Below are 19,655 nucleotides of genomic sequence, written 5' to 3' on the forward strand. Positions count from 1 at the left end.
TCGATCGAAACCTCGTGCAGGACGGCGGTGGGAGCGGGGGTTCGATCGCGGGCCGTCGCCTCGCTACCCTATTATAGCGATGGCATTTTGGCGGTCTGGGCAAAACCAACGCTTCTTGAAATATTTGTCACGTTTATGTCACGTCTAGAGGCAACAGGGGCGATCGCCCATCCCATTTTGGGCACACCGGACATCGCGGCTGCGGCCTTTGTCGCTCCCAACGCCACCATTATCGGCCGGGTCACCCTGGCCGCCGGAGCCAACATTTGGTATGGCGCGGTGCTGCGGGGGGATGTGGAGCGAATTGACATTGGCGAAAACACCAATGTTCAAGATGGCGCAGTGATCCATGGCGACCCGGGCCAGCCCACAATTCTTGAGGCCGATGTGACCGTGGGCCACCGGGCCATCATCCACTCCGCTCACATTGAACGGGGCTGCACGATCGGGATGGGAGCCATCATTCTCAACGGCGTGCGCGTGGGTGCGGGTAGCATCGTGGGGGCTGGGGCCGTGGTGACCAAAGAGGTACCACCCCGATCGCTCGTGGTGGGAATTCCGGGCAAGGTCGTCCGATCGCTCAGCGATCAGGAAGTGGCGGAACAAATTGAACATGCGGCCCGCTACGTAAAGTTGGCCCTGGTGCATGGCGGCCAGGGCACGGATCTGGGTTTTCACGGGGCGCACTAGGTAACTCGGCCTACCCCAATGCCCGCCAGTGACCCAGTTCCCAGGATTCCGATCGACTGGTCGCGTTCGGGAGGCCCCAAATGCCCGACAATGGCATTTAATTAAATTGGCTCGCCTGTTTTTAGAACTGTTACGGGAGATCAAGATATGGATTGGCGCGTTTTGGTTGTGGTGTCTCCGCTGCTGCTGGCTGCTGGCTGGGCTGTTTTCAACATTGGTAAGGCAGCTCTCGAGCAATTGCGTCGTCAGCTAGACAGCTAGGTTCGTAGTAAACTCTGGCGGTTTTGTCGCGATCGCCCACAATCGATACCCAATCGCAGAATAGTAGGGGCGCTTTGATGGCGCTCCTACTTGTTTTTGGGCATTTTTGCCCCCCGCAAGGCGCAATAGGCTCCCGCAAGGCGCAATAGGCTAAGGAACAACACCATGACCCCGGCGATCGAACCATCCAACCCAGAGCCGCTAGATTCAGCAAATTCCGTCAGTGCAGCTCACCCGGTAACCCAGGATCATCAGGGCAATCACGCCAATCAGGATCATCAGACCAATCAGGTAGATCAGGTAGATCAGGTAGACCAACTAGACCAGCAATTAGCCAGTTTTCAACCCTTCGGCGTGCAGTTGGGTTTAGAGCGGATGCTAGGGGTGCTGGCGGCTTTGGGGAATCCTCAGCAACAGGTGTCGATCGTCCATGTGGCGGGAACCAATGGCAAAGGTTCCGTTTGTGCTTACCTGTCCAGCATTCTGACGGCGGCGGGCTATCGCACCGGGCGCTACACTTCACCGCACCTGGTGGATTGGACGGAGCGAATCACGGTGGATCAAGTCCCGATCGAACCGCAAGTTCTGGCTGAGTTGCTGCGTGAAGGGGAACAGGCGATCGCCCAAACCGGCATTTCCCTGACCCAATTTGAGCTGGTGACCGTGGCCGCTTGGCTGTATTTTGCGCGCCAGCGGGTGGATTTGGCGGTGATGGAAGTGGGGCTAGGGGGGCGGTTGGATGCGACCAATGTGGTGGACGGGCCGATCGCCTGTGCCATCACCTCGATCGGGCGGGATCATTGGCAGGTTTTGGGCGACAGCTTGGGACAAATTGCCGGAGAAAAGGCCGGCATCCTGAAGCCGGGGCGGCCGCTGGTGGTGGCTCCCCTGCCGCCCGAAGCCCGGGCCGTGGTGGCCGATCGCGCGGCCCAACTGGCCTGCCCGATCGATTGGGTGGAGCCGGCCGAGCCGATCGCCCCGCCGGCCGAATCTTGGCCCCACTTACCTTGGGTGCGATCGGGCAATTTAGCCTATCCGCTGCCCCTGGCCGGAACTGTTCAGCGCACCAATGCGGCCGTCGCGATCGGGCTGGTGCAACAGTTGCGAGCGGCCGGTTGGGCCATTTCCAACCCAGCCATTCAAACCGGCATGGCCAACGCCCGCTGGCCGGGCCGGTTGCAGTGGACAACCCATCAAGGGCGATCGCTGCTGGTGGATGGGGCCCACAACCATGACTCGGCCCAAGTGCTGCGGGACTATGTGGATCAGCAAAATTTGGGGCCCGTGACCTGGGTGATGGGTATGTTGAGCACCAAGGACGCGGCCGCCGTGTTGCGGATCCTGTTGAGATCGGGCGATCGGCTCTACACCGTGCCTGTTCCAGATCCCCAGTCGATCGCCCCCGAAGCATTGGTGCATCTGGTTCCCGAGGCGATCGCCCTGGCAGAGGGTCGCCCCTTTACGGATCTGTTGCCAGCTTTGGAGGCGGCCCTGGCGGGCGATCGGCCCGTGGTGCTCTGTGGTTCCCTGTATCTTTTGGGGCAATTCTTCCGGATCAGCACCCCCACCATTTCCCCAGCCCTAGCAGCCAAAAGCTGACAAATCCATTGGTTTTGGATTAGAAACAAAGGGAGCCTGATCCGCAAAATCACGGAGTTCAGGGGAACCCTCTTGCCGGTTTCCCACTTCTCCAGCAGCAGGCAGGTGTGGGTGGGTCAGGCTGAATGCAAGGGCTTTCGACCATGGGCCAAACTGTGGATTGAAAATCGATCGGGGCGGAAGCGGGGCGATTCATCTCGAAACGGCGGCCAGTCCGGTCTTGTCAGCCTAGGTTGCGGATGAAGCGGACTTCGCCGTGATGAAGCAGGAAGCCTCCCGATTGCAGCCTTCGCGAGCGAATGGTGGCAATTGCTAGTGAAGTAGTGACGGATTTTGGAGGTTTCTCAATGAAAATTGTTCAGGCTCCCAGCCAACCCGTGCGCCCGCTCCAGCGGTTTGTGGTGGCCGGTGTGGCAACGCCCGATGATGCGGGCAAACCGTTGGTCGTCAGTCTGAATAATGACTTCAAGATGACAGGGCCGATCGTGGCCAAGGACGGCACTTGGCGCTTAGACCTGGTGTTTCCCAAGCCCGGCAACCATCACCTGAGTGTGAATTTGGGCGATCGGCGGGCGGACTGGTCGTTTCAGGTGATTGGGGAAAATGGCGAAACGGCCCCACCGGGCCCGATCGTCCCAGAAGCCAGCCCCGTCAGCGGCCGCCGTCCCCTCCCTCGGGCGAAGGCCTCGGAAGGTGCGCCCACCCTGCGGCAGTTGGTGGAAGAAGCCTTTCGCAACAATTATTCCGATGTGCATTTGGCCGTGGGCCGAGAACCGCGCTTCCGCAGCCGGGGGCAAATGCAGCCCACCACCTACCCCACCACGGACGACAACACCTTCATGGCTTGGATGCAAGAGGTGTTGAGCGATTTGGAAATTCAGCATTTCCAAGAAAACTTAGACTTTGACGGGGCAGCCCAATATCCCTTTGCGCGGGTGCGGATCAATTTGTTTGAAACCCTGAATGGGCCGGCGATGGTGTTGCGCTTGATTCCGATGGAAATCAAGACCTTTGAGCAGCTTTGCTTACCGGCGGCCTTTGCCAATGTTTGTCATGCCCACAAGGGGTTGATTTTGGTGACGGGGCCCACCGGCTCCGGGAAGTCCACCACCTTGGCGGCCATGATTGACTACATCAACCGCAACATGACCCGGCACATCATCACGATCGAAGACCCGATCGAGTTTGTCCACCAAAGCCGCCGATCGGTGATCAATCAGCGGGAGGTGGGGATTCACTCCCTACGGTTTGACAATGCGTTGCGGGCTTCCTTGCGGGAAGATCCAGACGTGATTCTGATTGGGGAAATGCGCGATCGGGAAACGGTGGAAACCGCCCTGAAGGCCGCCCAAACCGGTCACTTGGTATTCGGAACGCTGCACACCAACGGGGCCGTCAAGACGATCGAGCGGATTTTGGCGCTCTATTCACCGGAAGATCGCGAAGCCGTGCGAACCCAAATTGCGGAAGCGATGGTGGCTTGCATTTCCCAAGCCCTAGTGCCCACCACCGACGGCAAACGGGCCCCGGTCTTTGAAGTGTTGATCAACACGGATGCCATTCGGGATTACATCAAGAAAGGTCAGATTGACGAGGTGGAGGACATCATTCCCCGATCGGAATACGAGGGCATGTGTACGATGAACCAAATTCTCTACAAGCTCTATTTGGAAGGACGCATCAACGAGGAGATTGCTCTCGCCAATTCGCCCCGCGAGAACGAAATGGCGATTATGTTGCGAGGTGGCTCTCTTTACAGCTCTGCGGTCTAGGTCGGGGCGCAAGGCCCTAGGCCCGAAAGCTGCTGTTTTAGCGGTTGATTAACCCATTGCGGCGGTTTGTCCCGCCTGATCGATCGGGCAGGATCGATCAGGATGAATCGGGCAGGATCGATCGGGCAGGGGCCTATTCGCCCGTGGCGTAGCGAACCAGGTTCAGCAACTGTTGCCGGAGGGTTTCGAGTCCCAAGCGATCGCCTGCGGAAATAAACACCCCGTGGGGACATTCCGCCTTGGCCTGTTCGATCGCCTCGGAGCTAGCCGCGTCGATTTTGTTGAAAACCAGCAGCTCCGGCCCCGGAACGATCGGCATTTCACCCAAAATTTCATGCACCGCCGCAATATGTCGGGGCCAGGAAGGATGGGATAAATCCACCAAGTGCAACAGGGCCTCTGCTTCCGTCACCTCCTCCAGGGTGGCGCGGAAGGCATCCATCAAGGGCGGCGGCAGCTCTTGAATAAACCCCACCGTGTCCGTAAGCAGGATCGATCGCCCCTCGGTGGGTTCCGCAAATTCGGGGCTGTCTGGAAATTCCGATTCAGCGATCGGGGCGATCGGGGCGGGTGCAGTCAGGGTCAGGCGGCGAGTGGTTGGATCCAACGTGGCAAACAGTTGATCGGCCGCGTAGACTTCCGCATCGGTCAGCACGTTCAACAGGGTTGATTTTCCAGCGTTGGTATAGCCCACGATCGCCACGGTCGGCACATCGTGGTGTTGGCGACGTTGGCGCAGGCGGTTGCGGTGGGCCTGGAGTTCGTTCACCTCCCGTTGCAAGCGGGCAATGCGCCGCTGAATCACCCGGCGTTCGGTTTCCAATTTGGTTTCACCGGGCCCCCGGGTTCCAATGCCGCCGCCCAACCGAGACATGGCTTGGCCACGGCCCGTCAGTCGCGGCATGAGATATTCCAACTGGGCCAGTTCCACTTGCAGCTTGCCCGCGCCCGATCGGGCCCGTTGCGCGAAGATATCGAGAATCACCTCGGTGCGATCGACCACGCGCGTACCGATGAATTTTTCCAAGTTGCGGATTTGGGCCGGGGACAAGTCCCGATCGAACGCCACCAGGTTGGCCCCCAAGCTCTGGGCCTGGAGGGCAATTTCTTCCACCTTCCCTTCACCCACCACGGTTTGGGGATGGGGGCGCGATCGCTTTTGGCGCACCACACCGACCACGGAACCGCCAGCCGTGTCCACCAGCCGATCGAGTTCTGCCAACCCGTCTTCAAAGGCCCTGGGATCCCGATCGCTCGTTTGCACCCCCACCAACAACACCCGATCGCCCGCTTGATCAATCTCTAGGCCGGACACTTCCCGGGCAAACTCGGCCTCCAGCCCCGTCACAAAGTCCAGAAAGTCCTGTTCCGCCAAATCCTCGATCGGGACAGGGGGTAACACCGTGGTGCTTTGGGTGACGCTTTCGGCCGTCGATTCCGTCCCTCGCACCACCAGACCCGGCAGATTGGACGGCGGCAACAGATGGGCCACCCGCGCCGATTTCACATAGCCCCCCACACCGCCGCCGCGCCGCGCAAAGCCACTGCCCGTGAGTGGCAACCAAACCAACGCATCCAACCGTTGCAGGGCCAAAGCCGTCAAGGCTCCGGTTCCCGGCTGTTCTGACTCGGGCGCGGTGGCCATGCAACGAATTCCGCACAGGCGCTCGGCCCCGTAACGCGGCAATTCCAAAGGCGGGATTTGGGTTTGGCGCGGTGTGCCCACACCGACTCGAATCACCTGGCCCCGCCGGTTAAAGTAAACGCAAAGGGGTTTTTCCAGTTCGGTGCTGATGGCGGCCAGGCGCTGGGCAAATTCCGGCGTGGTGAAGCGATCGCCGGGCACGCGCTGATGATAAAGCCGCTTCAGTTGTTTGAGTTGGTTGGTTTTGAGACCTTTCAGATCTCCATGAATGGTTTCGATAAGCCACCTCAGAATGCGACAAAAAAATGGAAAAGAATAGAACGGCAAAATGAACCAGATCCCCAAACGGCGATCGCCGCGCATCTCCCACCTGGGAGGGGCGATCGGGCGGTGGAGAATGGTTCAATTTTAGGCGGGCCGGGCCGGCTAAGGCGAGGGTGATCCCTGATCCTTAGGCGGTTCAACGGCTCAACCATGCTCAAATCATCTCGTTAGCCGATGTCGTTAACCTACAGCGTTAACCTGTGGCGTTAACCGGTTGATTAGCCCATTCCAGCGCCATGCCACTTCCCGATCGCCCCGTTGCTGATCCCCCCGCCTCTGGTCTGCCCACGACTCGCCTGATCGTGCTGATTGGGCCGCCGGGCTGTGGCAAGTCCACCCTGGCCCGCCAGTGGCAAGCCGCCGCTCCCGATCGACATTGGATTTCCACCGATGCCATCCGGGCTGAACTCTTTGGTGATGCGGCTGTTCAGGGCGACTGGTCAGCCATTTGGCAAGTGGTGTGCGATCGACTGCAAACCGCGATCGTCAACGCAGCCGATGCCGTTTACGATGCCACCAATGCCGACCCGCGCCAACGACAGCGAATCTTAGAAACCGCACGGGAATTTGGGTTTCACCAGATCATCGGCTGGTGGGTGCAAACCCCGTTGGAGCAATGCTTGGCCTGGAATGCCCAGCGAGATCGGCAGGTTCCCGCCCATGTCATTGAGCGGATGGCTCAACAATTGGATCGATCGCCCCCAGAACTGGCAGAAGGCTTTGATCAACTGGAAATCATCAAGCCTGAATTTTGCTATCAGATTCCCCAAAACCCTATTTCGCCGTTACGAGATTGTGGGGGACAAGATGCTCAAGCCCCTTATCTGTAGCAGTTGAGGTGTTAACAATTAGCGTTCATTACTCCTGGAACGCAACCAGGTTGATAAAGGACAATCTTTGGGTTGAGGAAATTGATAGGAGCGTTGAATACCTGCTTCTACCCAGTCAATTCCTTCGATTTGCATCACCCAATCATTTCTACTATCAGATTTAAAATCTAGTGCGATGGGTTGATCTCGACGATTGAACATTCCTTGAGCGTCCACTGCTAGTGAACGCTCATTCAACGATCGTCCTGCCCGATTCAAAATACTAGAACCATATCGCGAGCGCACAACATAGCGCACATTAACATCTGTGACGGGCTGGCTCGTCTGATTCTGTACTGATCCCATTAAGTGGCTGATCCCCCGAGTTAGGCCGGAGGGTTGCTCGGCTCCATCTTCTCCTTCAAACCAGCATTGCAACAGCTCCACATTGCCGCCGCCATTGGCACTAGTGGCCGCCGGAGGTGGCCCCATCGGCGCAGATGCCGGAGCGCTGCTTGGGGCCGTTGGATTGTTACCCGGCCGACCACACCAAGCACTGAGATCCCGGCGGTTGCCAGCCGCATCGGTGAAGTAGCACAGGGGGTCTGTGTCCTGGCCCTGGGCTGATTTTCCGAAGCTCACCGTAAGCAACAATGCCGTTACCATCAGGGTTGAAAGCTGAACTCGGGGAACCATGGCAGCTTGGAACTCAAAAGCTTACATAAAGTGATTTGTTTAATAATATCTGGGTTTTCGTAGGAAAGGGAATTCGCCAATAATTAGAAAATCAAGGTTTGGGGGCGGGTGTTGCGCCCCCGTTGTTTGGATGGGTTGTTTGGATGGGCGTTAGTCAGGTGAACATTTAGCCAAAAACGCGATGCTCCAGGCAGGGCATTTGGCGACGGACTTGGGCCAGTCGATCGGGGTTGATTTCCGCGATCGCGAGGCCCACCGGATCCCCTGCGTCGGCCAAGATTGTGCCCCAAGGATCAATAATCACCGCGTGGCCATGGGACTGGCGGCGGCCGTAGTGGAGACCCGTTTGGGCCGGGGCGATCGCGTAACAGGTGTTCTCGATCGCCCGGGCTTGCAACAACACTTGCCAATGATCCTTGCCCGTGTAGGCCGTGAACGCTGCGGGCACAAACAACACATCTGCACCCTGTTTGGACAGATGGCGATATAGCTCTGGAAACCGCACGTCATAACAGACCGAGAGACCCAAATTGCCCAAATTGTCCGATCGATAGAGGGGCGGCAAGTGGGAACCGGCCAACACCGTTTGCGATTCGCGGTAGGTGTTGCCATCGGGCAAATCCACATCGAACAAATGCACCTTTTCGTATCGCACCACGGAGCCATCGGGATCCACCAGTAGCGCCGTGTTGGCCACCTGGTTGTCCGGCACTGGCACGGGAAATCCACCCCCCAAAATGGTGACCTGATATTTCTGGGCCATGGTTTTCAGGAATTTTTCGCTGGCGGCGGCGATCTCGCTGGCCTGGGCGAGTTTTGCGTTTTCTTCGCCCAAAAAGGAGAAGTTTTCCGGCAGGCCAATCAGTTCTGCCCCCCGGTTCACGGCCAGATCAATTAAGTCTTCGGCTTGGGCCAGGTTGTGGGCCAGATCGGGCTGGCTGTTCATTTGGACTGCCGCCGCCAGGTAGGACTTCATAGGTTCAGATCGGTTTAACAACAGGAATTAGGGGCAGATGGCCCGCATTAGATTATCCGTAAATTCTTCCCATTCGTTGCGTTCAGTTACACCCAAGTCATTAACCATGCCAAGTCTGAATGGCAGATTGAGCCGCAGGGAAGACGGATGAAGGGCGCACGGAAGGCGCATGAATTGTTTAAGAAATTCCGGCCGATCGCCCCTTGGCCCGATTCATGATAGGTTTATGGCTCTTTGCTGGACACTAGATGTCAGCGAGCAGACCCTTCATGCTGCATTTCGCTGCTGGAGTTGTGTTGATGATTGGAGCGCGATCGACCAGACCAGCATGGAATCAGGGTCTTGAGGAATCTGATGACGGGCCGATCGGCCCAGTCCAACCTACTGACGGGGCCAACGCAATGGCGTGAGGGTGACCCAACTGCCCGATCGCTGCCCTGGGTTTCGGGGCTGTTGCGTTGATTTTGACCGGGTTTTTGTGCGCTGGGTCGGGTTCGATCCGTTCAATCGAACAAAGACGGCTAGAATAACTTCGCTGCACTGGTTGCCGGTTGTGGCGATCGCTGCCATCCCAGCAGTCAATGCTATGCAGTCAACCTATGCAGTCAACCTATGCAGTCAACCAGTGCAATCGAATGGTTGCCATCGAACTGAAGTCGCGGGGCAATACACCGTTGGGGGTGTTGGGCACGGGTGGAATCGCTACCGGTGACCTGCGATGGGGGTTCGATCGAGATTCGTCCAGAGGATGTCCACCGTGGAAAAATCGCTCGATGCGTTCTGGGGTCAGGTTTTGGATCAGCTCCAAAACCAACTGAGTCGGCCAACGTTTGAAACTTGGATCAAAACGGCCATCGCAGAGCGCTTAGACGATCAGGCTTTGGTGGTGCGGACTCCCACGCCCTTTGCTCGCAATTGGCTGCAAAAGTATTATCTAAAAGCTATTTCCCAGGCGGCCCGCGAAGTGCTGGGCCATGAGGTGGAAATTCAGATCGTGGCTGCCCGGGGTGATGAAAGCGTTGGCGGGGCGATCGACCCGGAAGCCTTTCTGCCGCCGCCGGAGCCGATCGCCGATCCCCCCAGCGCCCCACCGATCGCCAGCCCTGCCCCCAGCGATCGGGGCCGCACCGCCACGGAACTGAACCCGAAATATACCTTTTCGCGCTTTGTGGTGGGGGCTAACAACCGCATGGCCCACGCGGCTTCCCTGGCGGTGGCCGAGTCGCCGGGTCGGGAATTTAACCCCCTGTTTTTGTGTGGGGGAGTGGGACTGGGCAAAACCCATCTAATGCAGGCGATCGGTCATTACCGTCTGGAAACGGATCCGAATGCCAGAATTTATTACGTTTCCACCGAGCAATTCACCAATGATTTGATCGCCGCCATTCGCAAGGACGGAATGCAGCGGTTTCGGGAGTTTTACCGCGCCGTTGATGTGCTGATTGTGGATGACATTCAATTTATTGAAGGTAAAGAATATACCCAAGAAGAGTTTTTCTATACCTTCAATACGTTGCATGAAGCGGGTAAGCAAGTGGTGTTGGCGAGCGATCGCCCGCCCAGTCAAATTCCTCGGTTGCAAGAGCGGCTGTCGTCCCGGTTTTCCATGGGCTTAATTGCCGATATTCAACCGCCGGATTTTGAAACCCGGATGGCCATTTTGCAGAAAAAAGCCGAGTATGAAAATATTCGAATGACCCGCGATGTTATTGAATATATTGCCGCTAGCTATACTTCCAATATTCGGGAATTGGAAGGGGCCCTAATTCGCGCGGTGGCCTATATTTCGATCTCGGGATTGCCGATGACGGTGCAGAACATTGCACCGGTTTTGAACCCACCCGTGGAAACGGTGGAAGCTTCGCCCGAGTCAGTGATTCAAATTGTGGCGGATGCGTTCAATATCTTGATCGAGGATTTGAAGGGCAATTCCCGCCGCCGAGAAATTAGCCAAGCCCGTCAAATTGGGATGTATTTGATGCGGCAACATACGGATTTGAGTTTGCCCCGAATTGGGGAAGAATTTGGCGGCAAAGATCACACCACGGTGATGTATAGCTGCGACAAAGTGGCGCAATTAAAGGATGCGGATCCGGAGTTTGCCCAAAATTTGCGCCAACTGAGCGATCGAATTAATTTGGCGGCTCAACCTCCGGCTCCACCAACGGCGAGTTAAGGGCATTCAGTTAAGAGTATTTCCGATTGCGGTAGGATAATTCCACTCTGTTTCATGACCATCAGCAGCCCTTTAGCAGTCCTATGAGCGAAATCAACAGTCAAGTTCAACGGGTTTCGGGTACTGGTTTGCCGTTACGCGGTGATGACATTGACACCGATCGCATCATTCCGGCTCGCTTTCTGCGCTGTGTCACCTTCGATGGGTTGGGTGAACATGCCTTTGCGGACGATCGCACCCAACTGAACGGCGAGCATCCTTTTGATCAGGCTCAATACCAAGGGGCCAAGCTGTTGGTGGTGAATCGTAACTTTGGTTGTGGTTCCAGCCGCGAACATGCGCCCCAGGCGATCGCCCGTTGGGGCATTGGGGCGATTGTGGGCGAAAGTTTTGCGGAAATCTTCTTTAGCAATTGCGTGGCGATCGGGATTCCCTGCGTCACGGCTAGCCATGAGGATGTGTTGGCGCTGCAAGGGGCCATTGAAGCCAACCCCAGCGCCTCGGTGTCTTTGGATTTGGTGAATCTGACCGCTGCGATCGGGGACTTAACCATCACCGTCACCATGAAGGAAGGGCCGCGCCAGGCCTTCCTCAGCGGCATGTGGGATAGCTGCGGTCAATTGGTCAGTCAAGGAGAGGCCGTGCAGGCCACTGCTGGCCGTTTGCCTTACCTGGCTTGGGCTTAGGGCCTGTCGTCTTGCCCCCTACGATCTCGCCACGGTGGAATCCGGGTTGCAGACGAACGGGAAAGCCCCGATTTCCTAATTGCCAACTCCAAGCTCGCTGGCATCGATCACCGGGCGCATGGGCCCCAACTGGTCTTGGCCGGTGACCGATAGATCGCTGTGGCACAGATAAAGTCGATCGCGGCAACGCCCCAACAGGTCATGCACCACCCGATCGAACCGATCGAGGTCTGCTTGTTCCTCGTCGTCTGGGGTGCGGCGGCGACCGTTCCAATCTTGCAGAAACAGGGGTGAGCCGAACAACACCGCTGCGCCCCCCCGGGGCCAAAGGGGCGAGGAGGCATCTAGCCAAAAGTGCCAGCGGTGGGAAAGGCGAGCGGTGCGGTACTGGAAAATATTGGCGAGGGTGATGCCGCTGGGGGCCGGGTTCAGCACTTGACTGGGGAAGGGGTTGGCGGCGATCGTGCCGCGTCGTAACAGCGCAATGAATTTGTGGATGGTTTCCGTTTCCGGTGCTTGGGGATCAATGCGGTGGCTGATGTCCCAATAGCGATGGGCGGCTTCTAGGAGTTCGCGCAGGGCGGCCAATTCGGCGGGATCCAAGCGTCCCCCATGCCACAAAAACTGCTGAACGGCGCGATCGAGCACAATTAGGGGGCTGCGAACCATGCGTTGGCGGAGTTGTTGCTGTTGCTCGCTAATCCACGATCGTAGCTTTTGATAGGCCATGGTGGCTCGGTAGCCCAACCGATCCCAACGGGCAAAGACTTCCACGGGCAACAGTTCCGGCCGCTGTCGATCGGGACGGAAGCAGTGATCGGCAATCAGGCCGGCACGCACGGGATCGATCGCCCGGCGCAGGCCCGTGGGGCTGGTTTCTGCCAAGTCCGGCAGCGCCAAATCCAACTCCGCTTCTGTCCCGATCGACCCGGCCCCGGTGGCCGCCGGTTCCGGGGTGGCCAACCAAGGATCCGGTTCCGTGCTCAGCCCCACCAACATTTCCGCCACATCTTCCCGATTTAGCCAGTCGCCCAAACCCGAATAAACCAATGTCCACAGGGTCAGGAGCGATCGCACCGTGGGCGAACTAATCAAAGGGCGCTGGTTGCCCAACAGGGTTACGGGTAACCCCCGATCACGCAGGATGGAGGCCAGGGTGTAGCCCGCGATCGAGTCCAAACCGGGACTAATCACCGCAATGTCCTGGGGTTGGAGGGCTTCCGTTTGGACGGCTTGCACAATGGTTTCGGCCGTTTCCCGCAGCAGTTGGGCCCGAGCAATGGTGGTCAGCACTTGCACCGTGGGGGGCCAGGCCTCGGCCCAGGGGGCGATCGCAAAGGGTTCCCGCGCCACCGTGGTTAGTAACGGAGCCACCCGTTGCACCAAATCGTGATTCGCGCGTCCCAAATCCAAATGATCGGTGCAGCGATCGGCTAAGGGCTGCAAGGCCGCGGGATCCGCACCCAACCCCAAGCGGCTGGCCCCATCCCGATTGTGGGTGTAGCCGGCCCAGGCCCCGCCTTCTTGCAACAGGGTCAGCAGCCGCCCTGCCAGGGCCGGAAAATCATCGGTGTCATCGGCCAACACCACTTGATAGCGTCGTTGCAGTCGATCGAGATAGCGCGGATCCGACAGCAAGAAGTGGCCATAGAGCCAACTCACCAGCCCGTAGGTGAGCAGACCGCGCCGCAAGCACCAGTCTCGCCACTCCACAATCAGAGCGCCCGCCCGATCGACCCAATTTCCCGGCAGTTCCACCGCTGCCGCTGGCCCCAGCCCTTGCACCAGCCGATCGGGAATTTCCGCCAAATCCGTGCTGCTGTTGGCTGCTAACTGCAACAGATCCAACAGCCGCCGCACGGCCCGCTCTCGCAATGGCTGGGCGATCGGTGCATCAGGGCTTTCAGCCAGCGCCGGGCCCCACAACTGCCCCGCCAGTTCCTGTTCATTTTCCGGGCGCAACAGCAGCGGAAATTGCGGCACAAACCCCGCCCGCTCCGCCAGCAACGGATAGAACAGCATCACCTCCTGCTCAAAAAACCCCAGGGGGGTGGTGCAGTCGATGGCTGGCCAACCCACCGCCGCCAATCGCTCCATCAGGGCCCAACGGGTTTCGCTGCTGGCCGCCAGGGCCAACACCCGACTTCCCGGGGGCAACTGATCCCGCAATCCCTGGAACCAATCCACCAGGGTTTGGGTTTTGCCGCTGAGGGCCCCGCCTGTAATCCAAATTGATCGGGCGATCGCAGCCGGGCGATCGGGCGCAAACGTGGCGGAGGCCGGGAAATGGTTAGCCACAAGCACGGAAAAATGATGGTTTTGCTATGATACCGATCGCCCAGTGATTCCAAACGATCACCCCAATACCCAAGCCTCAAGTCCCGCTCCAGGGTTGCCCTTTGGGTCTCGTTGGGCAACTGCGGTTGTGGGGTTAAATCACGGCTCGGAATTCCCTGAATTTTCCTCAGGGAAAGATGTCAACCTGTCAGCCCGATCGCTGGCCACAGCATTTCAACCGCCTTTGAACAATATGAAGAATCGGTGGCTTCCGGGTTTGCGATCGCTCTGGGCGAATGCGGGGAGTTGGTATGAGTCCACCCCAGAACGGGCGCTCAACCAGGCCTATGAAGCGGCCCTCGCCATTCGGGCCCTGGAAGATCGCTACTTCGAGGGCAATCCAATCGACCTCGACAGCACCCGCTACGGTGACAGCACCTGCGATTACTTTCGCACCGAGCTGCAAAAACAACTGAAAATGATCGATGTGCGGTTGTGGGAATTCAACAGCAGCAATGCTTTTTTGGATTTTGGCACCAAAATGATCGGGATTCCCGGCCGCAAAACCGAAGCGGGCCTGAGCAATCCCAGCGCCCCGATCGCCACCAGCACCGACGCAAGCGGCCGGCGATTTTCGGAACCGGGCGATCGCTCCTTCATCGTGCTCAAAAAACTGGAGCTAATTGACAATACCTTGGATCGCTATGTCCACGGTCGATCGGTCGATCGGCTGGAACTCAACAGCGACAACCTGCCCGCCACCCCGGAGGAATCGCCGCCCGTCACCGCCAACACCACCACCGCCGCCCTAGACCAGTCCCGATCGTGGCAGGCCGCCGCCAACGCCGCCAAAATTCGCCCCAAGCGGCCCTCCAGTTGGCGAACCGGGGCCCTGAACGTGGCCACGCGCAACATTTCCGGCGGAATGCGCAAACCCTCCGCCACCGGCAGCACCGGCCTCATTCCCCGATCGCTCCTCACCACCTTCGATCGCGTGCGGCGCGACCTGGACGATCGTTCCGAAGAAGAAGTGCTGCAAAACTATCGCACCTCCAAAGTTCGGACGATCGTTTCGCTCAAATTCATCTTGCTGCTGATTTTGGTGCCCCTGTTGGTGCAGCAGATGTCCAAAAACTTCCTGGTGGGGCCGATCGTCGATCGGGTCTATCACCCCAGCATCAACAACGTCTTCCTCAACATGGACATGCAAGAAGAAGCCATGGTTGAGCTAGAGCGCTATGAAAACTTCCTGCACTTCCAGTCCCTCTTGGGCAAAACGCCCAAACTCACCCCCGAAGAAATTGAGGAAAAAGTTCAAGAAAAAGCCTCAGAAATTGCCAATGAATCCTGGGTTCGCAGCGCCGATGCCCTCAAAAATGTCTTTTCCGATTTCCTGTCCCTGGCCGGGTTTGGGCTAGTGATTGCCTATAGTCGCGAAGAAATTGCCGTCCTCAAGTCCTTCATTGATGAGATTATGTATGGTCTGAGCGACAGCGCTAAGGCCTTCGTGATCATTCTTTCAACCGATATCTTTGTGGGATATCACTCGGCCCACGGCTGGGAAGTGGTGGTCAGCGGCATTTCTCGACACCTGGGGCTACCGGAAAATAAAGACTTCATGTTTTTGTTTATTGCGACCTTTCCGGTGATTTTGGATGCCGTGATTAAGTATTGGATTTTCCGATATCTCAATCGCATTTCGCCTTCCGCCGTTGCCACTTACAAAGACATGAACGAGTAGCCCGTTTCCAGTTCTTCTCCACCCTTGCCCGCCCATGATTACCCCAACCATTCAGTGGTATCCCGGTCACATTGCCAAAGCCGAAAAAGCCCTTTTGGAGCAACTCAAATTGGTGGATGTGGTTTTTGAGGTGCGGGATGCGCGGATTCCCCTGGCCACCCATCACCCAAAGTTGCAAAGTTGGCTGGAGCGCCCCGGCACCAAAACCGGCCGCGTGTTGGTGCTGAATCGGGTGGACTCCATCCCGGGGCCCGTTCGCCAAAATTGGGAACAGTGGATGCGATCGCAAGGGGAAACACCCTATTTCACCGATGCGCGCCAGGGTCAGGGGGTCAAGTCGATCGCCCATGCGGCCCAAGATGTGGCGGCTTGGGTGAATGAGCGGCGGCTGCAACGGGGAATGCGGCCGCGGCCGGTGCGGGCTGCGGTGATTGGCTTTCCGAATGTGGGCAAGTCGGCGCTGATTAATCGGTTGGTGAAGCGGCGCGTAGTCGAAAGTGCGGCCAAACCGGGGGTAACACGCCAATTGCGGTGGGTGCGAATTTCTTCAGAATTGGAATTACTGGATGCGCCGGGCATTTTGCCCGCCAATTTGGTGGATCAGTCGGCGGCCGTGAAGTTAGCCATTTGTGACGACATTGGCCAAGCGGCCTACGACAACCAAAAGGTAGCGGCGGCTTTGGTGGATTTGCTGTGCGGGTTGAATTTGGATCCGCAACCAACGCTCGAAACCCCGGCGGATATTTCACCAAAAACTTCGCCAAAAACTTCACTAGAAACTTTGCCAGAATCCCTAACAGAAACCTCCACAGCACCTCCAACGGCAACGACCCGATCGACGGGCGATCGGGCGCTGGAAAAACGCTATGGCTTGGCTCCGGGACTCCTGAACGGCGAGGACTATGTGCCCGCGTTGGCGGAATTTCGTTATCAGGGCGATCGGGAACGAGCTGCCCGTACCCTGTTGCAAGACTTTCGGAAGGGCGCGTTGGGTAATTTGCCCCTGGAACTACCGCCCAGTTAGCAATCCAAATTAATTCAAGTTAATTCAAATCAAGCCAATTCAAATCACTTCAGCCCTATTTGATCCTGCTCGATCCTATTTGCCCCTGATGATTTGTTTTTTCATTCTCTGCCCATCGTTCCCTTAGCTCCATGCAAATCGTTCACTACACCCTGAAACGAAACACCGATTCAGGGATTGAAATCTATGATTTAACCCCCGAAATTCGCGAAAAAGTTACTGAATTTTGTCAGCAAACCGGTGCTCGAAACGGTCAAATTTTGGTCTCTTCTTTGCACACCACCACGGCCTTGGCGGTGAATGAACATGAAGTGCGCTTGTTGCAGGATCTAAAAGTTTGGCTAAAAACTTTGGCTCCACCCATGGGTTCCTATCGCCACAACGATCTGCATTTGCGAGATGTGCCGGAAGATGAGCCGATCAATGCCCATTCCCATCTGATGGCGATCGCCCTGAGTAACTCGCAGGTGATTCCTCTGGTGAATGGGGGATTGGGTTTGGGGCAATGGCAATCGGTGTTGCTGTTTGAGTTAGACGGCCCCCGATCGCGCTCCGTGTCTCTGCAAATTTGGGGTGTTTAAGGGGTGCTTAAACGGCTGACTAACCCATTCTGACTTGGAAAATTGCCCCCGTTGAACTATTAGCCACAGGCTTTACCTTTGAAGCGTTGCTTGCCGTTGTGGATACGACCCTTTTTGACCGTGTGGCTGGATTGGCATTGAGGATAAGCAGACATGAACTGGAGCTATGAATGATGACTTCTAGGCTCGCATCATTACTTCACAGGCACTACCCTTTGTTTGCCAAGTTTAGGGTAAATGGAACGATTGATTTGCTACGTAATTGGCGCTTAGCATTACCAACTTGAAGCTCTCAGCTGATTCACCGTTGCGCTTTGACCGGTTTTCAGCCACCACAGCACCTGCACTTTACGCCGCTGGCTGGCTTTCTGTTGGCGCTCCATCAAGGCTTTGAGTTCCGCCGCTGATTCCTGGATTTCGAGTTTGAGGATGCCTGATATACTTGCAGGGATAGGGAATAAGAGTATGACCTCTATTCTGTCTCAAAATTTTGGGAAATTGGTATAAGCTGGCAACCGCTTCAGCTCATCGGTCAAACTAGGGAAGCCGCTCCCCAGTCGATTGATCGCTGTCGATTTTGCTCCGAATGCTGCCAGATCTCACGCCGCTCCGTTCTCGACTCTCAACCCTTGTGCGCCGAATTCACCGATGGGCGCTGCTGTTGCTGGTGACCATCGGGGCGATCGGCCTGGTCAACGCCCCCCTGTGGGCCCGCAGTCCTCTGCTCCTGCGCTGGACAGAACTCGGGGCCGATCGGTTCTCGGGCATCAGTGGCCTGGCCTGGCAGGGATCCGATGGCGATCAAGAGTTCTTTTTGGCGGTTCACGACACCAAGGGAGATCGGGCCCGCACGGCGCTTTATCGGCTCAGTCAGGTGCAATGGGGCGATCGACCGCCCCGGGGCCGATCGTCCCTCGCTTGGCCCCCCGATGCCGAACTGCCGATCGACCTCGAAGCCATCAGCGCCATTCCCGGAACCGGGGACTATCTGGCCGTGACCAGTCGCGGACGAGCCTATCGGTTGTCGGCGTTGGAGAATGGTTCCTCGACCGCCGATGTTTTCCTGAATCCAGACCCCCGATCGCTGGCCGGTGAACTGACCGTTCGGGCGGTTTTTAACTTGCCCCCAACCCCGGAACCCGATCGCGACATTGAAACTCTGCGGATTGTGCGCTGGGGCGATCGCCTGGCGATCCTGTTTGCCGATCGCGGTGGACAGGGCCGCCCCGCCACCCTCCATTGGGGTTGGTTTGACCCGGCCAGCAACGCGATCGCGCTACAAGGCAGCGCCCCCGTGACCGGCCCCTTGAATTTGGCTACCCAGCGATCGCTCTCGGATTTGGTGTATTTGGCCGATGGTCGCCTGTTGGGTCTGGCCACCATTGATGGCGGCGATCGGGGCCCTTTTCAGTCGGCCCTATATTGGGTGGGGTCGCTGACTTGGGTTGAGGGTCAATGGGTTTGGCAGCCGGTCGATCGCCCGCAAAATCTGATCCAAGCGGGCAACCACAAAATTGAAGCGATCGCCCTGGCTCCGGAGCCGAACGCCACTCGCCTGTTGTTGGCCACCGATGACGAGGATTTAGGCATGGCGATCGCGTTCATTTCCCTGCAATCTTTAGGATCCCCGTAGTTCTCAGCCCTGGCTCCGACGGCCGCAGCATGGTTCCTAAAGTAGGATTTTGCTTGCTTAACCGCCCCATGGTGCAGCCAGATGCGCCCCCTTGTCATCACTGCGAATTGGGCGATCGGGCGGCTGGTGGGGCCGAAAGCTCTTGAATCACGCGGCCAGAACTGGTGAATGAAACGCCCTGCTGAAAACTGGTGCTGAGCATAATCGCTTCCACGATCGGGGCCGTAACCTGTTTTTGCTCCGCGACCCACTCCACCACAAAACTGGCGCTGGAACCGCCGCTGCGATCAGTTTGGGGAATGAAAAATTCTGTGCTTGCTAAGGGCGGCAACTTCAAGGCACTGCTGGCATATTGCTTGATCAGCTTGCCTTGGGAGTCGTAATACCGCACCGATCGCACCACAATCGACTCCGTGAGGCTGGTGTTGCGAATACTGAGGGTGACACTCAGCAGGAATTCATCCTGCCGATCGCCGTAATACACATGGGAGTAGGCTGGCACCAAGATGACCTGACCGGTGCTGACGGCCAGGCGATCGGGCGCGATCACAATGCCACCGCCGGATTGGGTGATGCGCGTCAAGGGTTGCACCGGGGGCGAACCAGCCGGCATGGACGACGAAGACAGAGAAGGCGATGGGGGCGCTTGGCAACCCACCAACAGGCCCGCCACCGCGCCCATCAGTCCGGTTGGCCGGATGCGGCTGGCGGCTTGCCCGAGCCATGGGTTCCCGATGATTTTCCCGATCGACAGCATGAGGGTAT

17 protein-coding genes are annotated in these 19,655 nt (G+C 57.6%); 11 read left to right on the forward strand and 6 right to left on the reverse strand.

What is annotated here, in order from left to right; genetic code table 11:
* The first annotated feature begins 135 nt into the window (after positions 1 to 135).
* The 4 genes from ACZA91_RS16420 to ACZA91_RS16435 all read left to right on the forward strand — a co-directional run bounded on the left by ACZA91_RS16420 (position 136) and on the right by ACZA91_RS16435 (position 4,322).
* The gene (locus tag ACZA91_RS16420) at positions 136 to 690 is read left to right on the forward strand and encodes a gamma carbonic anhydrase family protein (protein ID WP_190355003.1); all 555 of its coding nucleotides are present in this window, start codon (positions 136 to 138) and stop codon (positions 688 to 690) included.
* Between the two features lie 147 nt (positions 691 to 837).
* Positions 838 to 951, forward strand: coding sequence for a photosystem II protein Y (locus ACZA91_RS16425; RefSeq protein WP_099533248.1), 114 nt, complete (start codon positions 838 to 840; stop codon positions 949 to 951).
* Between the two features lie 375 nt (positions 952 to 1,326).
* Positions 1,327 to 2,550, forward strand: coding sequence for a bifunctional folylpolyglutamate synthase/dihydrofolate synthase (locus ACZA91_RS16430; protein WP_463186464.1), 1,224 nt, complete (start codon positions 1,327 to 1,329; stop codon positions 2,548 to 2,550).
* A gap of 347 nt (positions 2,551 to 2,897) precedes the next feature.
* Positions 2,898 to 4,322 carry a type IV pilus twitching motility protein PilT gene (locus tag ACZA91_RS16435; RefSeq protein WP_234406928.1) on the forward strand — a complete coding sequence of 475 codons (1,425 nt, stop codon included), beginning with the start codon at positions 2,898 to 2,900 and terminating at the stop codon, positions 4,320 to 4,322.
* 133 nt (positions 4,323 to 4,455) lie between these two features.
* Here ACZA91_RS16435 and hflX read toward each other — a convergent pair whose 3' ends face one another.
* Positions 4,456 to 6,246, reverse strand: a complete 1,791-nt coding sequence (gene hflX, locus ACZA91_RS16440; protein ID WP_463186465.1) for a GTPase HflX — start codon at positions 6,244 to 6,246, stop codon at positions 4,456 to 4,458.
* A gap of 281 nt (positions 6,247 to 6,527) precedes the next feature.
* Between hflX and ACZA91_RS16445 the strand changes: the two genes are divergently transcribed.
* The gene (locus ACZA91_RS16445; protein WP_463183469.1) at positions 6,528 to 7,121 is read left to right on the forward strand and encodes an AAA family ATPase; all 594 of its coding nucleotides are present in this window, start codon (positions 6,528 to 6,530) and stop codon (positions 7,119 to 7,121) included.
* Between the two features lie 18 nt (positions 7,122 to 7,139).
* On the opposite strand, the gene ACZA91_RS16450 is transcribed toward ACZA91_RS16445, so the two are convergent.
* Together ACZA91_RS16450 and ACZA91_RS16455 are read right to left on the reverse strand one after the other, a co-directional pair.
* Entirely contained in the window at positions 7,140 to 7,796 is a 657-nt protein-coding gene (locus tag ACZA91_RS16450; RefSeq protein WP_463183471.1) for a hypothetical protein, read from the reverse strand.
* Between the two features lie 166 nt (positions 7,797 to 7,962).
* On the reverse strand, positions 7,963 to 8,772 hold the full coding sequence (locus tag ACZA91_RS16455; RefSeq protein ID WP_099533253.1) for a carbon-nitrogen hydrolase family protein: 810 nt from the start codon (positions 8,770 to 8,772) through the stop codon (positions 7,963 to 7,965).
* A gap of 757 nt (positions 8,773 to 9,529) precedes the next feature.
* Between ACZA91_RS16455 and dnaA the strand changes: the two genes are divergently transcribed.
* Both dnaA and leuD read left to right on the forward strand, forming a co-directional pair.
* Positions 9,530 to 10,948: a chromosomal replication initiator protein DnaA gene (gene dnaA / locus ACZA91_RS16460; protein WP_190354999.1), complete on the forward strand. Its 1,419-nt coding sequence runs from the start codon at positions 9,530 to 9,532 to the stop codon at positions 10,946 to 10,948.
* Between the two features lie 92 nt (positions 10,949 to 11,040).
* On the forward strand, positions 11,041 to 11,634 hold the full coding sequence (gene leuD, locus ACZA91_RS16465) for a 3-isopropylmalate dehydratase small subunit (protein ID WP_099533286.1): 594 nt from the start codon (positions 11,041 to 11,043) through the stop codon (positions 11,632 to 11,634).
* 75 nt (positions 11,635 to 11,709) lie between these two features.
* Here the strand turns inward: leuD and ACZA91_RS16470 are convergent, their stop codons facing one another.
* Positions 11,710 to 13,932 carry a recombinase family protein gene (locus ACZA91_RS16470; RefSeq protein ID WP_463183474.1) on the reverse strand — a complete coding sequence of 741 codons (2,223 nt, stop codon included), beginning with the start codon at positions 13,930 to 13,932 and terminating at the stop codon, positions 11,710 to 11,712.
* A 232-nt stretch (positions 13,933 to 14,164) separates the two neighbouring features.
* Here ACZA91_RS16470 and ACZA91_RS16475 point away from each other — a divergent pair, with 232 nt between their 5' ends.
* From ACZA91_RS16475 to ACZA91_RS16485, 3 genes are all read left to right on the forward strand, one after another.
* Complete coding sequence (locus ACZA91_RS16475) at positions 14,165 to 15,652, forward strand: proton extrusion protein PcxA (protein WP_463183476.1); 1,488 nt, start codon at positions 14,165 to 14,167, stop codon at positions 15,650 to 15,652.
* 34 nt (positions 15,653 to 15,686) lie between these two features.
* Positions 15,687 to 16,676, forward strand: a complete 990-nt coding sequence (gene ylqF / locus ACZA91_RS16480; RefSeq protein ID WP_463183478.1) for a ribosome biogenesis GTPase YlqF — start codon at positions 15,687 to 15,689, stop codon at positions 16,674 to 16,676.
* A gap of 131 nt (positions 16,677 to 16,807) precedes the next feature.
* Positions 16,808 to 17,257 carry a secondary thiamine-phosphate synthase enzyme YjbQ gene (locus ACZA91_RS16485; RefSeq protein WP_463183481.1) on the forward strand — a complete coding sequence of 150 codons (450 nt, stop codon included), beginning with the start codon at positions 16,808 to 16,810 and terminating at the stop codon, positions 17,255 to 17,257.
* A 59-nt stretch (positions 17,258 to 17,316) separates the two neighbouring features.
* Here the strand turns inward: ACZA91_RS16485 and ACZA91_RS16490 are convergent, their stop codons facing one another.
* Complete coding sequence (locus tag ACZA91_RS16490; RefSeq protein WP_463183483.1) at positions 17,317 to 17,412, reverse strand: IS1/IS1595 family N-terminal zinc-binding domain-containing protein; 96 nt, start codon at positions 17,410 to 17,412, stop codon at positions 17,317 to 17,319.
* Positions 17,413 to 17,843: 431 nt separating this feature from the next.
* On the opposite strand from ACZA91_RS16490, the gene ACZA91_RS16495 reads away from it, so the two are divergent.
* Positions 17,844 to 18,890 (forward strand): hypothetical protein, encoded by a 1,047-nt coding sequence (locus ACZA91_RS16495; protein ID WP_463183486.1) that lies wholly within the window; start codon positions 17,844 to 17,846, stop codon positions 18,888 to 18,890.
* Positions 18,891 to 18,987: 97 nt separating this feature from the next.
* Here the strand turns inward: ACZA91_RS16495 and ACZA91_RS16500 are convergent, their stop codons facing one another.
* On the reverse strand, positions 18,988 to 19,647 hold the full coding sequence (locus ACZA91_RS16500) for a DUF3124 domain-containing protein (protein ID WP_463183488.1): 660 nt from the start codon (positions 19,645 to 19,647) through the stop codon (positions 18,988 to 18,990).
* Positions 19,648 to 19,655: the final 8 nt, after the last annotated feature.

The organism is Limnothrix sp. CMB-01 (assembly GCF_055193175.1).

Bases quoted from the DNA above. Each gene is read 5' to 3' on its own strand.
- ACZA91_RS16420 (WP_190355003.1), top strand. From the start codon at position 136: ATGTCACGTCTAGAGGCAACAGGGGCGATCGCCCATCCCATTTTGGGC.
- ACZA91_RS16425 (WP_099533248.1), top strand. From the start codon at position 838: ATGGATTGGCGCGTTTTGGTTGTGGTGTCTCCGCTGCTGCTGGCTGCT.
- ACZA91_RS16430 (WP_463186464.1), top strand. From the start codon at position 1,327: ATGCTAGGGGTGCTGGCGGCTTTGGGGAATCCTCAGCAACAGGTGTCG.
- ACZA91_RS16435 (WP_234406928.1), top strand. From the start codon at position 2,898: ATGAAAATTGTTCAGGCTCCCAGCCAACCCGTGCGCCCGCTCCAGCGG.
- ACZA91_RS16445 (WP_463183469.1), top strand. From the start codon at position 6,528: ATGCCACTTCCCGATCGCCCCGTTGCTGATCCCCCCGCCTCTGGTCTG.
- ACZA91_RS16450 (WP_463183471.1), bottom strand. From the start codon at position 7,796: ATGGTTCCCCGAGTTCAGCTTTCAACCCTGATGGTAACGGCATTGTTG.
- ACZA91_RS16455 (WP_099533253.1), bottom strand. From the start codon at position 8,772: ATGAAGTCCTACCTGGCGGCGGCAGTCCAAATGAACAGCCAGCCCGAT.
- ACZA91_RS16475 (WP_463183476.1), top strand. From the start codon at position 14,165: ATGAAGAATCGGTGGCTTCCGGGTTTGCGATCGCTCTGGGCGAATGCG.
- ylqF (WP_463183478.1), top strand. From the start codon at position 15,687: ATGATTACCCCAACCATTCAGTGGTATCCCGGTCACATTGCCAAAGCC.
- ACZA91_RS16485 (WP_463183481.1), top strand. From the start codon at position 16,808: ATGCAAATCGTTCACTACACCCTGAAACGAAACACCGATTCAGGGATT.
- ACZA91_RS16490 (WP_463183483.1), bottom strand. From the start codon at position 17,412: ATGTCTGCTTATCCTCAATGCCAATCCAGCCACACGGTCAAAAAGGGT.
- ACZA91_RS16495 (WP_463183486.1), top strand. From the start codon at position 17,844: ATGCTGCCAGATCTCACGCCGCTCCGTTCTCGACTCTCAACCCTTGTG.
- ACZA91_RS16500 (WP_463183488.1), bottom strand. From the start codon at position 19,647: ATGCTGTCGATCGGGAAAATCATCGGGAACCCATGGCTCGGGCAAGCC.